Source organism: Streptomyces sp. NPDC017979 (assembly GCF_044328175.1).
Taxonomy (GTDB): Bacteria; Actinomycetota; Actinomycetes; order Streptomycetales; family Streptomycetaceae; genus Streptomyces.
The window spans coordinates 106,485-119,452 of the sequence record NZ_JBIRGU010000004.1; the positions used below are offsets into that span (position 1 = coordinate 106,485).

Genomic DNA, 12,968 nt, shown 5'->3' on the forward strand with positions numbered 1-12,968 from the left:
GGGACGGTTTTCGCTGTTCAGAGCCGGTTGCAGCGGCCGCAGCGGCGAACTCGCACATTGTTACCTGCTCATCATGTGGCGATGGCCGGATCACCATCTGGGCAGCCGACGGTCCTCCCATGACCATCCACACTTCGTCCCGCGGCACCGCCCGGCTCCGGCTCGTCGCGGTCGTCACCGCTCCCCTGCTCGCCTTCTCGGTCGCCTGCGGCTCCGACGGCGAGGGCGTACGCGCCGGAGGGGGCAGCGAGATCGCCTCGGTCGCCGACGAGCCGACCGCGGGCGCCGCCGGCGACGGCAAGGGCAAGGGGCAGGAGTCCGCGAAGGGCGCCTCCGCGGGCAAGAGCGCCTTCTACGACGCGCAGATGGAATACGTCCGCTGCATGCGTGCCAAGGGCGGCTCGAAGGACTACCCGGATCCCAAGCTCAGCGGCCATCTGGACTGGGACGCGATCAACGCGATGCCCGACCGGGTCGGCAGCGGCCAGGGCCACAAGGGCGGCAAGGACGGCGTGTGCGGTCCGGAGCTGCGCGCGGCCAGCAATCTGGAGCCCAAGCGCGACAAGCAGCAGGACTACGAGTCGATGATGGCGCACGCCACGTGCATGCGCGACGAGGGCGTCTCCCGGTTCGCCAACCCCACCCTGTCCGGCGGCGGGGTCATGCCGGGCGGCGAGCCGAACCCGGTGTCCCCGGTGCTCGACGAGGAGTCGCCCGTGTACAAGAAGGCCCGCGAGGCGTGCAAGGGCAAGCTGCTCGAAGGTCTGGACGGGATGCAGTAGATGAAGCGCCGTACCGGATTCCTCGTCGGCGGTGCCGCACTCGCCGCCGCCATCGGCACGGGCGCCCTGGTGTACGACGGCGGGGGCGCGGAGACCGCGAACGGCGGCGGTGGGCTGCCGCCGGCGACCGCCCCCGTCACCCGGGCCGACCTGGTGCGGTCCACCACCGTGGACGGCAGGATCGACTTCGCCCAGCGCCGTACGGTGAAGTCGGCCGTCCCGGGCACCGTGACGGTTGCCGCGCGGGAGGGCGGGCAGGTCACCCGCGGCCAGGCGCTGTACGAGCTGGACGACAAGCCCGTCACCCTGCTGTACGGGCCGGTCCCCGCGTTCCGCGAGATGAAGACGGGTGCGCGCGGCAGCGACGTGCTGCAACTGGAGCGCAATCTCGTCGCGCTCGGGTACGGCGGCGGGCTCCACGTCGACCCGCGCTTCGACGAGGCGACCGAGGCCGCGGTCAAGCGGTGGCAGAAGTCGCTCAACCGCACTCCGTCGGGCGCGGTCGGCAAGGGGGACGTCGTCTTCCAGCCCGCGGAGGTCACCGTCGTACGCGCGGACGCGGCGCTCGCCGACCAGGTGGGGCCGGAGACGGCCGTCCTCACGGTCGCGTCCACCCGGCCCGTGGTCCGCGCCGAGTTGGACCGCGGCGACGTGTCGCTGACCGCGCCCGGCACCCGGGTCGAGGTGACCCTGCCCGGCGGCACGACCGCCCGGGGCAAGGTCACCGGCACGCTCCGCCCGGAGGATTCGGGCGAGCCGGGCGCCGGGGCGGCGCAGGACTCCATCGTCGTCGAGGTCTCCTTGGACGGCGCCGCTTCGGCGATCGCCAAGGAGGACGCCAAGGCGACCGTGAGCGTGCGGTTCGTCCGGGAGAGCCGCAAGGGCGTCCTCACCGTCCCGGTGGAGGCGGTCGTCGCGCTGCGCGGCGCGGACGGCGGCTACGGCCTCCAGATCGTCGAGGGCGGCGCCGCCCGGATGGTGCGGGTGGAGACGGGGATGACGGCGGACGGCCGGATCGAGGTCAGCGGCGCACAGCTCGCGGAGGGCCAGGAGGTCGGGGTGGCCGCGGAATGACGACCCCGCACTCCCCCGCCGCCGCGGACGCCGGCTCTCCCTTCGAGACGGTCACCGCGCCCGGAGCCGTCCCCGTCGTCGAACTGCGCGACGTCGGCAAGTCGTACCCGGGCGGTGTGCACGCGCTGCGCGGGGTGAGCCTCACCGTGCACGCGGGTGAACTCGTCGCGATCGTCGGCCCGTCGGGCTCGGGCAAGTCGACCGTGCTCAACGTCGTCGGCACGCTCGACGCGCCCACCTCGGGCACCGTCCGGGTCGCCGGGCACGACGTGGCCCGGCTGTCCGACGCCCAACTGTCGGCGTTGCGCGCCCGCCACATCGGCTTCGTGTTCCAGCACTTCCACTTGGCGGCGGGCCGCGACGCGGTCGACAACGTCGCGGACGGACTGCTGTACGCGGGGGTGCCGCGCAGGGAGCGTCGGGCACGCGCCCGCGCCGCGTTGGAGCGGGTACGCCTCGGTCATCGCCTCGGCCACCGGCCGGCGGAGCTCTCCGGCGGGGAGAAGCAGCGCGTCGCCATCGCCCGCGCGCTGGTCGGCGAGCCGGACCTGTTGCTCGCCGACGAACCGACGGGCGCCCTGGACACGGCGTCCGGCGAGGTCGTGGTGGACCTCTTGCACGAGTTGAACGCGACGGGCACCACGGTCTGCGTGATCACCCACGACCACGACATCGCGGACGCGCTGCCGCGCCGGGTCCGGTTCCGGGACGGCGAGGTCGTCGCCGACTCCCGCAATCCGGCGGTGGGTGCACGATGAGTGCCCGCGACGGTCGGCCGGCGCGGCTGCGGCCCGCCCGGCTTTCTCCGGTGGACGTGCTCCGGCTCGGGGCGGTCGGGCTCGGCGCCCGGCGCACCCGGGTCGTGCTGTCCGCACTCGGCATCGCCATCGGCATCGCGACGATGGTCGCGGTCGTCGGCCTCTCGCACTCCAGCAAGGCGGACCTGATGGCCCGGCTCGACCGGCTGGGCACCAATCTGCTCACCGTGGAGGCCGGCAAGGACGCCGAGGGCAACGACGCGAAGCTGCCGAAGTCGGCGGTGGCCATGGTCGAGCGCATCGGCCCGGTCCAGCACGCGACGGCGACCGGCGACGTGCCCGCCCGGGTCCGGCGCAGCGACGTGGTCCCGGTGGAGCGGACCGCGGGCGTCGGTGTCCAGGCGGCCCGCACCGACCTGCTGACGGCGCTGAACGCCGAGGTGGCGCAGGGCACGTGGCTGAGCGCGGCGAACGAGCGGCTGCCGGTCACGGTCCTCGGTTCGGTCGCCGCCCGGCGCCTGGGCGTGACCGAGCCGGGCGGGAAGATCGTGATGAACGACGAGCACGTCGTGGTGATCGGCGTCCTCGAACCCGTCGAGCTGGTTCCCGCCCTGGACCGGGTGGCGCTGGTGGGCTTCCCCGCGGCGCAGCGGTACCTGGGCTTCGACGGCCACCCCACGATGCTCTTCGAGCGCTCCCCGGACGCCACGGTGGAGGACGTGCGCGCTGTCCTGCCCCGTACGGTCAACCCGGGCGACGAGGGGTCGGTGAAGGTGTCGCGGCCCTCCGACGCGCTCGCGGCGAAGGCGGCCGCCGACGAGGGCCTCACCGCGCTGATGCTGGGGCTGGGCGCGGTGGCGCTGCTGGTCGGCGGGGTGGGAGTGGCGAACACGATGGTGATCTCGGTGTTGGAGCGACGTCAGGAGATCGGGCTCCGCCGTGCGATCGGGGCGACCCGGGGCGCGGTCCGGCTCCAGTTCCTGACGGAGTCCCTGCTGTTGTCGGCGCTCGGCGGCGCGGGCGGCGCGGTGCTCGGTGCAGGGGCCACGTTCGGCTTCGCCCTGGCGCGGGGCTGGACCCCGGTGGTGCCGGCGTGGTCCGTCGCCGGCGGCTTCGCGGCGACGCTGGTCATCGGGGTGCTGGCGGGGCTGTATCCGGCGGTGCGGGCTTCGCGGCTGCGGCCCGCGGTCGCCCTCAGCGCGACGTGATCGGCCGGCCGGTGGATCCGTCCGCCGGCCGGTCGTCGTCGGGTACGACGGACAGCGGTCGGGCGACGTCCTCCAGGGCGCGGCCCTCTGCGGCCACGGCGAAGAAGGCGGCGACGAGTCCCGCCGCGACCATCAGGGCCGCGCCGATGCCGAAGGCGAGCACGGCGTCGGAGACGACGCCGCTCTCCGTCAGCCCGGCGAAGACCAGCGGCCCGGTGATGCCGCCCGCCGCCGTGCCGACGGCGTAGAAGAAGGCGATGGACATCGCCCGGGTCTCCATCGGGAAGACCTCGCTGACGGTCAGGTACGCCGAACTGGCCCCGGCGGAGGCGAAGAAGAGCACCACGCACCAGCACAGCGACATCGTGACGGCGTTCAGCGCGCCGGCGCCGAACAGCGCTGCCGTGCCGAAGAGCAGCAGCCCGGAGAGCAGGTAGGTGCCGGCGATCATCGGCCGTCTGCCCCAGGTGTCGAAGAGGTGGCCGAGCAGCAGCGGGCCGAGGAAGTTCCCGAGGGCGATCACGGCGAAGTAGTAGCCGGTGCTGCCGCTCGGCACGTCGAAGAAGCGCACCAGGATGGAGCCGAAGCCGAAGGTGATGGCGTTGTAGAGGAACGCCTGGCCGATGAAGAGCGCGAACCCGAGGACGGCGCGCCGGGGGTAGCGGCGGAAGACGGTGCGGGTGATCTCGCCGAAGCCGATGGTGCCGCGCTGGTGGATCGTCATCGTGGCCGTGGCGGGCGGCAGCGGCTGTCCGCGCTCCCGTTCGATCCGGTGCTCGACGTCGTCGACGAGTCGTTCGGCGTCGGGCGCGCGGCCGTGGATCAGCATCCACCGGGGGCTCTCGGGCACGTTGCGGCGGACCAGCAGGATCACCAGGCCGAGGACGACGCCGAGGCCGAAGGCGAGGCGCCAGCCGACGTCCGCGGGGAAGAGTGCGGTGTTGAGCGCGACGACGGACAGCAGGGCGCCGCCCATGGCGCCCAGCCAGTAGCTGCCGTTGATGATGAGGTCCACCCGGCCGCGGTACTTGCGGGGGATCAGTTCGTCGATGGCGGAGTTGATGGCCGCGTACTCGCCGCCGATGCCGAAGCCGGTGAGGAAGCGGAAGAGGAAGAACCACCAGACGGAGAAGGAGAGCGCGGTCATCGCGGTGGCGCCCAGGTACACCGCGAGGGTGACGAGGAAGAGCTTCTTGCGGCCGTAGCGGTCGGTGAGCCGGCCGAAGAAGAGCGCGCCGGAGCAGGCGCCCGCCACGTACAGGGCCGCGGCGACCCCGGTGACCTGGGCGTCGGTGATCGTCAGCCCGCTGCCGTCCTGGGAGATGCGACTCGCGATGGAGCCGACGACGGTCACCTCCAGACCGTCGAGGATCCACACGGTGCCGAGGCCGACGACCACCATCCAGTGCCACCGCGACCACGGCAGCCGGTCCAGGCGCTCGGGCACCGCGGTGGTGACGGTGCCCGTGGCGTCACGCTCCTGCTGGGTCATCGCCGTTGCCTCCCGACCGGGCGCCGGCCCCCGGGGGCTGCGGGCCGGCCGCCGCGCCGATCACCCGTACCACGCGCGCCGCGCTGGCAAACCCGGCGCGCCGCGGACGGCCCACCCCTACGTCGCGCGGCGCCCCGCTGCTTCGATGATCGCGGAAGCCCGCGCGTCCTCGGCGAGTTCGGAGGGCGCGAGGACGGTGTTGGCGGCGAGCACCACGCCGTCCGGGGCCTCGCCCGGGTCGGCGTCCCAGATGTTGCCGGTGAAGGTCACCTGGTCCAGCGGCGGCCAGACCGTCAGGACGACCGGGGCGTGCGAGGTGTGGACGACGTTGGCCTCGACGGTGACGTGGGCGGCGCCGTAGTCGGTGTAGATGCCCCAGTTCCACGGGGTGATCGTGGACCGGACGACGTTGCCGCGCAGCACCGCGCCGCTCTCGTACGAGTCGCCCTGGGGGCCGGACACGTAGATGCCGCCGCCGTCGGCGAGCACCTTCATGGTGTGGTGGACGAGGTTGTTCAGCACGTGGGTGCCGCGCCCCTCGTACACCACGATCCCGTTGTGCGGCACGTCGTCGACCTCGTTGTGGGCGATGACGGTGGCGGTGGTGCCGGTGACCAGGACGGCGGGCGAGCCGTGGTAGTCGAGTCCGATGCGGTGGACGTGGTTGTTCTCGACGCGGTGGTCCCGGGCGCCGTCGCCGATGGTGAGGCCGCCGCCGGCGATGTCGACGAACTCGCCGTCGCGCACGGTGTTGTGGGCGCCGGCGCCCTTGAACTCCACGCCGACGCCGCCGAGTCGGGTGAAGCGGCACCCTTGCAGGGTGATGCCGCGGCAGTCCTCGAAGAGGAGGTTCCCCGGGATGCCGGCCACGTCCCCGGGGACGGTGACCTGCCCCTGCCCTTCGGCGAAGGTGACGGTGTTCAGTTCGCCGCCGTTGTCGTAGCCGTTGCCGTGGTAGTGCAGGAAGCCTTGGGGGGTGCTGGGGCGCAGCCAGGTGGCGTCGGCGAAGGTGACGCCCTGGAAGGTGACGTCGCTGACGCCTTGGGCGTGCAGCAGCGTCTCCAGGACGGGTGCGACCACGCCCTTCGGTCCTTCGGTCGACGACGGGGAAGCACCGTCGCCGCGGTGCGGGCGGTAGTGCAGCACGGTGCCGGTCGTGGCAAAGGTGCCGTCGGTGAGGAAGGCGGGGCTGTTCTCGGCCGAGGTGGGGGCGTCCACGCCGTGGAACTCACCGGCGTCCGGCCCCTCCCAGCTCAGGATCGAGTGGTAGAGGCGCGTCGCCCGTGCGAAGGCGGGTGCGGCCATGGTGATGGTGGTGGAGTGCGCGTCGCCGGTGACGGCCGCGACCCGGCAGCGCCCCTCGGACCAGGGGTAGGCGCCGCGGTAGACGAACTCGACGTCGCCCGTCCAGGCGCCGGGGCCGGCGTCCTCGACGGTGTAGCCGTCGGCGGTGCGGACGAGCGGGACGTCGGTCAGCGGTGTCGCGGCGCGCTCGACGCGGCGGCCGTCGGCGTAGAGCTGGCGGGGTGCGGGGCCGGGGAGCTCGGCGCGGTGGGTGCCGTCGTCCCCGGTGCTCCACCGCTCGATCTCGCGTCCGCCGCTGAGCACCACCTCTTCTTGGGCCGGGGTGCCGTGGCCGTGGGCCCGGTAGACGACGCCGGAGTGGGCGGCGGTGAGCCGGAAGGTGTCGGTCAGCCGGTAGGTGCCGCCGCGGAGTTCGACCACGGTGCCGGGTCCTGCGGCGTCGCGGGCCCGCTCCAGCGTGGCGAACGGCCGCTCCGCGGTGCCCGGTCCCGTGTCGTCGCCCGCGGGGTCTACGAAAAGCATCAGAGCCCTCCCCTGTCATGTGTACGGCGTACACTTCTGGTAGACAACATACACACGAATGACGAGGGAGGGTGCGCCATGGCGGATGTGGAGCGCAGTACCGCTCTGCTGTGGGGCACCGGCACCCGGCGCGGGCTCAGCCTGGAGCGGATCGTGCGCTGCGCGGTCGAGTTGGCGGACGCGGAGGGGCTGCCCGCGGTGTCGATGCGACGGCTGGCCGAGCGGCTCGGCTTCACCACCATGGCGCTGTACCGGCACGTACCGGGGAAGGCCGATCTGCTGGCCCTGATGCGCGACGCCGTCATGGCCGAACTCACCCCGACCGAAGCCCGGGCCGAAGCCTCGACCGAAGCCCCGACCGAAATTTCAGCCGAAGTCGCGTCCGCCGCCACGGGCAGCGAATCCCGCGGATGGCGCGCGGACCTGGAGGCGTGGGCGCGCGCCTGCATCGAGCTCCAGCAGCGCCACCCCTGGCTGGCCGACCTGGGCGAGGAGCGCCAGATCCCCGGCCCGCACGGGGTCGCGTCGTTCGAGCGCGCGCTGAGCGTGGCGGCCCGCACGGGCCTGCCGCCCGCCCAGGTCATCGCGGTGGTGACGCTGGTGGGCGACTTCGTCGACGGCGCCGCCCGCAAGCTCGCGCTCGCCGCCCGCACCGAGCAGCGCACCGGCGTCAGCGACGAGGAGTGGTGGGGGGCGCGCTCGTCGCTGTACGACCAACTGGACGAGCGGTACCCGACCTTGACCAGGCTGTACGAGGAAGGGGGGTACGACGCCCCGCTCGACCCCTTCGAGTTCGGGCTGCGGCGAGTGCTGGACGGCGTGGAAGCCCTGGTGGCCGAAGCGGGCCGCCAGCCCGATCGTAACGAAAGTCGTAACGTAACAAGGTGTGCAGCGTGCGGGAAGCCCGTCGAGCACAGCACCACCGGCCGCCCTCGGACGTACTGCTCCCCCGCCTGCCGGCAGCGGGCGCACCGACGGCGCGGCGCCGCCGCCCCCTGACCGCCGGGGCACTCCCCCCACCCCTTTTCTTGGCCGGCCACATATTGAGAATTAAATCTTTTCTGCAGGGGTTCGGAACGCCTTGACTTCAAGTCAAGTTGAGGTTGCATCCTGGGGTCATGACGCAGACCACAACGGCGCACGACCCTTCCACGACCCCCGCCGACTTCGACGACCTCGGGCGGCTGATGTCCCTGATGACCGGGGACGAGAAGCACGGCCCCGCCGCGACCTCCACCCTCGACGCGCTGTGGGTCCTCTACGACCGGGTGCTGCGGGTGACCCCCGCCACCGCCGACGACCCCGACCGGGACCGCTTCCTGCTCTCCAAGGGACACGGGCCGATGGCCTATTACGCAGTGCTGGCCGCCAAGGGCTTCTTCCCCGAGTCGCTGCTGCCCGGCTTCGGCGGTTACGAGTCCCCGCTCGGCCACCACCCGGACCGGGTGCTGGTGCCCGGCGCGGAGATCGGCAGCGGCTCCCTCGGGCACGGGCTGCCGCTCGGCGTCGGCACGGCCCTCGGGCTGCGGGCCCAGGGCCACACCGACTCCCGGGTGTGGGTGCTGATCGGGGACGCCGAGTTGGACGAGGGCAGCAACCACGAGGCCATCGCGTACGCCGGCCCGGCCGGGCTCTCCGCGCTGCACGCCCTGGTCATCGACAACCAATCGGCCACGCACGGTTGGCCCGGCGGCATCGCGTCCCGCTTCGAGGCCGCGGGCTGGTCCACTGCGACGGTGGACGGCCGCGACCACGACGCCCTGTACGCCGCGTACACCGAGCCCCACCCCGGGCGGCCGCACGTGGTGGTCGCCGTGGTCCATCCCAAGGAGCACACCGGCGAGCCGAAGGCCGCGTAAGCGCGCCCGCCGCCCGGCCCGATGCCCCGCACTCCCCCCTTACCGCCCGACCCGACCCTAGGGACTTCCGCCATGGACACCATGCGTGACCGCTTCATCGCCACCACCTCCGAACTGCTCGACGAGGATCCGCGCCTCGCCGTCGTCCTCGCGGACATCAGCGCCGACGGCTTCGCCCCCGCCCAGCAGGCCCACCCGGACCGGGTCCTCAACGTGGGCATCCGCGAACAGTTGTTGGTCGGCGTCGGGGGCGGCCTGGCGCTGGCCGGCCTGCGGCCCGTCGTGCACACCTTCGCCAGCTTCCTGGTCGAGCGCCCCTTCGAGCAGGTGAAGCTGGACCTCGGCCACCAGGACGTCGGCGCCGTGCTGGTCAGCGCCGGCGGCTCGTACGATTGGCCGGCCGGCGGCTTCACCCACATGTCACCGGGCGACGTGGCCCTGCTGGACACGCTCGACGGCTGGACGATCCACGTGCCGGGCCACCCGGACGAGGCGGAGGCGCTGCTGCGCACCGCGTTCCGGGGGGACGACCGGGTGTACGTACGACTCTCGCTCCAGCACAACGAGCAGCCGCTCCCCGTCACCGGCAACGGCTTTCACACCGTGCGCGAGGGCCGCGCGGGCGTCGTGGTCGCGGTGGGCCCGATGCTGGACGCGGTGACCGAGGCGGTCGCGGACCTGGACGTGACGCTGCTGTACGCCACGACCGTGCGCCCGTTCGACGGCGCTGCGCTGCGGCGGGCGGTCGACGGGGCCGGCGCCGACGTGGTGCTCGTCGAGCCGTATCTGGCCGGCACCTCCACCGGCGCCGCGAACGACGCCCTGTCCGACGTGCCCCACCGGGTGCTGGGGCTCGGGGTGGGGCGCAAGGAGTTGCGCCGCTACGGGCAGATGGACGAGCACCTGGCGGCCCACCGACTGGACGCGGCCGCCCTGCGCACCGACATCACCGCCTTCTTGGGCGCCGGCGCCGGCGCCGCCTGACGAAAGCCCGCCGCGCCATCACGCCCGCCCGCGCGAACCCTCCGCGCAGTGCGCACCGATGGACGGCTCGGATTCGACCTCGGGTTCGGCCTCGGGTTCGACCGACGACTCCGCGACGCCGGCCGGACGCTGCTGATCGTCCGGCCCGCCGTCAGAAGCCACCCCGGACTTCCCGGTGACCGCAGCGGCGGACCGGAGGAAGACCGCGGCGAGCAGGGCCGCGCCGAGCAGCCCGATCGCGCTGAGCACCGCGGCCGTCCGCAGCCCGTCGGCGACGGCGAACCGCGCCGCCTCGCGCAGTGCCGCGCCCGTCCCTTCCGGCAGCCGTTCGGCGACGGCCAGCGCGCCGCCGGCCGTCTCCTTCGCCTCCCCGAGCGCCGCGGCGTCGAGGGAAGCGGGCGCCGTCTCGTCCAACCGGCCCTGGTAGACGGCCATGGAGACGCTGCCCAGGAAGGCCATGCCCGCGGCGAGCCCCAACTCCGCCCCGCTCTGGGAGATTCCGGAGGCCAGGCCCGCGCGCTCGGGCGGGGCCGAGCCCACGATCGCCTCGGTGGTGAGCGCGAGCGTCGGGGTCACCCCGGTGTAGAGGACGGTGAAGCCGGCCACGGTCCACGCGAGGCTCGTCTCGGTGGCCGTACCGGCGACGGCCACGGCGCCCGCGCCGGCCGCCGCGAGCCCGCAGACGATCACCGCGGCCGGGCGCACCCGCCGGACCAGGGCCGGCACCAGCAGCGTCGCCGCGATGCCGCTCAGGACGGACGGCAGGGTCCACAGCCCCGCCTGGAGCGGGGTGAGTCCGATGGCGGTCTGGAGGTACTGCATCACCAGCAGTTGGGAGCCGGCCATCGCGCACACCGCGAGGGTCTGGGTCCCGAGCGCCGCGCTGAACGCGGGCAGCCGGAACAGCCCCAGGTCCACCAACGGCTCGGCCGAGCGGCTCTGGCGACGCAGGAACACCGCGCCCACCAACAACCCGCCGACCACCCAGGCCAGCACCTCAAGGCCCGCGCCCGCGCCGGCCAGCCGCTTCGCCCCGTACACCACCGACAACACGGCCACCAGCGAGAGCAGGGCGCTCGTCAGGTCGAACCTGCCGGCCGTCGCCCCGCGCTGCTCGGGCAGCAGCAGCGGTCCGGTGACCAGCAGCAGAAGCATCACCGGCACGCCGATCAAGAAGACCGAGCCCCACCAGAAGTGCTGGAGCATGGCGCCGCCGACCAGGGGGCCGATCGCCTCGCCGGCGGTGAAGCAGGTCATCCAGAGGGCGAAGGCGAAGGTGCGTTGCGCCGGGTCGCGGAACATGGTCGTCAGCAGGGCCAGCGTGGACGGCATCAGGGTCGCCCCGGCCACCCCGAGCAACCCGCGTGCCAGGATCAGCAGTTCGGCGCCGTTGGCGAAGGCCGCCAGCACGGACGCGGCGGCGAACGCCGCGGCGCCCACGAGGAGCAGTCGTCGACGGCCGATCCGGTCCCCCAGGGTGCCCATCGTCATCAGGAAGCCGGCGACGAGGAATCCGTACACGTCCAGGATCCATAGCAACTGGCTTCCGGTGGGGGCGAGTTCGGCGCTGAGGCTGGGGGCGGCGACGTGCAGCACCGTCAGGTCCATGGACAGGACCATCGTCGGTAGCGCCAGCACCCCCAGCCCGATCCACTCCCGCCGTCCGGCCCGGGCAGGTGCCTCACGTTTCACGTGCGTCATCCCTCGGTCATTCCTCCCTGAAGAGAACGGGAACGGGAAATGTGGCAGCTAGGTCCCGCCTTGGGCTGCACGCTCCCGCGAAAGGCACAGTGAATGCCTTTTCCTGAACGCCGAGTGTAAAGCATATTGCGGCCCGTCAATTCCCTCAAAAGAAGAGCGAAAAGCCCGCCTGAGGTGCGAAAACGCAGATGAGGAGTTAAGTGCGAAACCATCGTCGAAGCCGCCGGCAGTCATCTAAGTGCGGAACAAGGAGCCATTCGATCGAATGGCTCCTTGTTCCGTATTTTCCCTTTACTGCCGAAGCCAAGTCAGCGCAATTTCTCGTTGATTCCCGATGCCTGGGTCACTCGGAGAAATGCGTGGGCGAACATGGCGAGGGTCATGTGGCGGTACCAGGCCCGCCATTTGCGCACCGCGTAGCGGTCGAGGCCCGCTTCGCGGCGCGCGGAGGCGAAGTGGGACCGGACGGTCGTCTCCTGGGCCGCGACCGCGGTGAGCTCGTCGAGTTCGGTGCCGGGCGGCGCGTAGCACTGGTAGGAACCGCCGCCCGCGCGACCGATGCGCCACCGCACGAAGCCGTCGTCGGTCGGCTCCTTCGTCACCGGCGGCCCGCTCATCACGCTGGCCAGCACGTAGGGCGTGCGCCTGGTCTCCAGGGCCGCGCGGAAGGCCGCGCTGTCCCCGTAGTACGGGGTGTCGGCGACGACCCAGCGGGCCGGCGCCCCGGCGTCGAGTGCGCGTTCCACCATGGCGAGGGCGAGGTCCTCGCGGGAGGTCCCCGCCTCCGCCGGGATGCCCGCCCGCGCGCGGTGCACCGGGTCCTTCGCCCGCTGCGGCGGTACGAGCAGTTCCCGGTCGATGGCGCAGCTCACCCCCCGCGGATCCACGTGCAGGAGGAAGAGCCCGATCTGGTAGTTGTCCATCCGGCCGGACGAGGCGCTGTACTGCCGTGCGACGCCCGCCGAGTCGTGCCCCTTCTTCAGGAAGCCGTCCTCCGCGACGACGAGGACGGAATCCTCGGAGCCCATGCACGCCAGCACCATGTCCCGGGTCCGGTCCCGGACCCCGTCCTCGCTCCACCGGGCCGTGGTCAGCAGCCGATTGCGTCCGTCCTCGGCCCCGGCGCCGGGCCGCTGCGGATCCGGCGGGGAGAGCAGCCCTTGGAGGTAGTCCTGCGCGTGCCGGCGCGGCTCGGCCCGGGTGAACTGGTCGTCCAGCCACTCGAAGAAGTAGCTGAGTGGGCCCGGAGCACCGCTTTCGACGGGGTTGTCCAACATGGTCCT

11 protein-coding genes are annotated in these 12,968 nt (G+C 72.8%); 7 read left to right on the plus strand and 4 right to left on the minus strand.

Features of this window, described 5'->3' with window-relative positions; all coding sequences use genetic code 11:
- Nucleotides 1-119: 119 nt before the first annotated feature.
- From ACH4E8_RS13455 to ACH4E8_RS13470, 4 genes are read left to right on the plus strand one after another with little or no spacing between them, the layout of a single operon-like run.
- The gene (locus tag ACH4E8_RS13455; RefSeq protein ID WP_398447506.1) at nucleotides 120-782 is read left to right on the plus strand and encodes a hypothetical protein; all 663 of its coding nucleotides are present in this window, start codon (nucleotides 120-122) and stop codon (nucleotides 780-782) included.
- Nucleotides 783-1,856, plus strand: coding sequence for an efflux RND transporter periplasmic adaptor subunit (locus tag ACH4E8_RS13460; protein ID WP_398447508.1), 1,074 nt, complete (start codon nucleotides 783-785; stop codon nucleotides 1,854-1,856).
- Nucleotides 1,853-2,614, plus strand: coding sequence for an ABC transporter ATP-binding protein (locus ACH4E8_RS13465; RefSeq protein ID WP_398447510.1), 762 nt, complete (start codon nucleotides 1,853-1,855; stop codon nucleotides 2,612-2,614). Before ACH4E8_RS13460 ends, ACH4E8_RS13465 begins: the two co-directional genes overlap by 4 nt.
- Entirely contained in the window at nucleotides 2,611-3,822 is a 1,212-nt protein-coding gene (locus ACH4E8_RS13470) for an ABC transporter permease (protein ID WP_398447512.1), read from the plus strand. Before ACH4E8_RS13465 ends, ACH4E8_RS13470 begins: the two co-directional genes overlap by 4 nt.
- On the opposite strand, the gene ACH4E8_RS13475 is transcribed toward ACH4E8_RS13470, so the two are convergent.
- Together ACH4E8_RS13475 and ACH4E8_RS13480 are read right to left on the minus strand one after the other, a co-directional pair.
- Nucleotides 3,809-5,314 (minus strand): MFS transporter, encoded by a 1,506-nt coding sequence (locus tag ACH4E8_RS13475; protein ID WP_398447514.1) that lies wholly within the window; start codon nucleotides 5,312-5,314, stop codon nucleotides 3,809-3,811. The two genes, ACH4E8_RS13470 and ACH4E8_RS13475, sit on opposite strands and share 14 nt — an antisense overlap.
- A gap of 117 nt (nucleotides 5,315-5,431) precedes the next feature.
- Nucleotides 5,432-7,141, minus strand: a complete 1,710-nt coding sequence (locus ACH4E8_RS13480; protein ID WP_398447516.1) for a right-handed parallel beta-helix repeat-containing protein — start codon at nucleotides 7,139-7,141, stop codon at nucleotides 5,432-5,434.
- A gap of 78 nt (nucleotides 7,142-7,219) precedes the next feature.
- Here ACH4E8_RS13480 and ACH4E8_RS13485 point away from each other — a divergent pair, with 78 nt between their 5' ends.
- The 3 genes from ACH4E8_RS13485 (at nucleotide 7,220) to ACH4E8_RS13495 (ending at nucleotide 9,984) form a co-directional block, all read left to right on the plus strand.
- A complete protein-coding gene (locus tag ACH4E8_RS13485; protein ID WP_398447518.1) occupies nucleotides 7,220-8,140 on the plus strand; it encodes a TetR/AcrR family transcriptional regulator in 921 nt (306 codons plus the stop codon).
- Nucleotides 8,141-8,259: 119 nt separating this feature from the next.
- Nucleotides 8,260-9,000 carry a transketolase gene (locus ACH4E8_RS13490; protein ID WP_398447520.1) on the plus strand — a complete coding sequence of 247 codons (741 nt, stop codon included), beginning with the start codon at nucleotides 8,260-8,262 and terminating at the stop codon, nucleotides 8,998-9,000.
- A gap of 72 nt (nucleotides 9,001-9,072) precedes the next feature.
- Nucleotides 9,073-9,984 carry a transketolase family protein gene (locus tag ACH4E8_RS13495; RefSeq protein WP_398447522.1) on the plus strand — a complete coding sequence of 304 codons (912 nt, stop codon included), beginning with the start codon at nucleotides 9,073-9,075 and terminating at the stop codon, nucleotides 9,982-9,984.
- An 18-nt stretch (nucleotides 9,985-10,002) separates the two neighbouring features.
- Here the strand turns inward: ACH4E8_RS13495 and ACH4E8_RS13500 are convergent, their stop codons facing one another.
- Together ACH4E8_RS13500 and ACH4E8_RS13505 are read right to left on the minus strand one after the other, a co-directional pair.
- Nucleotides 10,003-11,685, minus strand: coding sequence for an MFS transporter (locus ACH4E8_RS13500; RefSeq protein ID WP_398447524.1), 1,683 nt, complete (start codon nucleotides 11,683-11,685; stop codon nucleotides 10,003-10,005).
- A gap of 308 nt (nucleotides 11,686-11,993) precedes the next feature.
- Nucleotides 11,994-12,962: an IS701 family transposase gene (locus ACH4E8_RS13505; protein WP_398447526.1), complete on the minus strand. Its 969-nt coding sequence runs from the start codon at nucleotides 12,960-12,962 to the stop codon at nucleotides 11,994-11,996.
- Nucleotides 12,963-12,968: the final 6 nt, after the last annotated feature.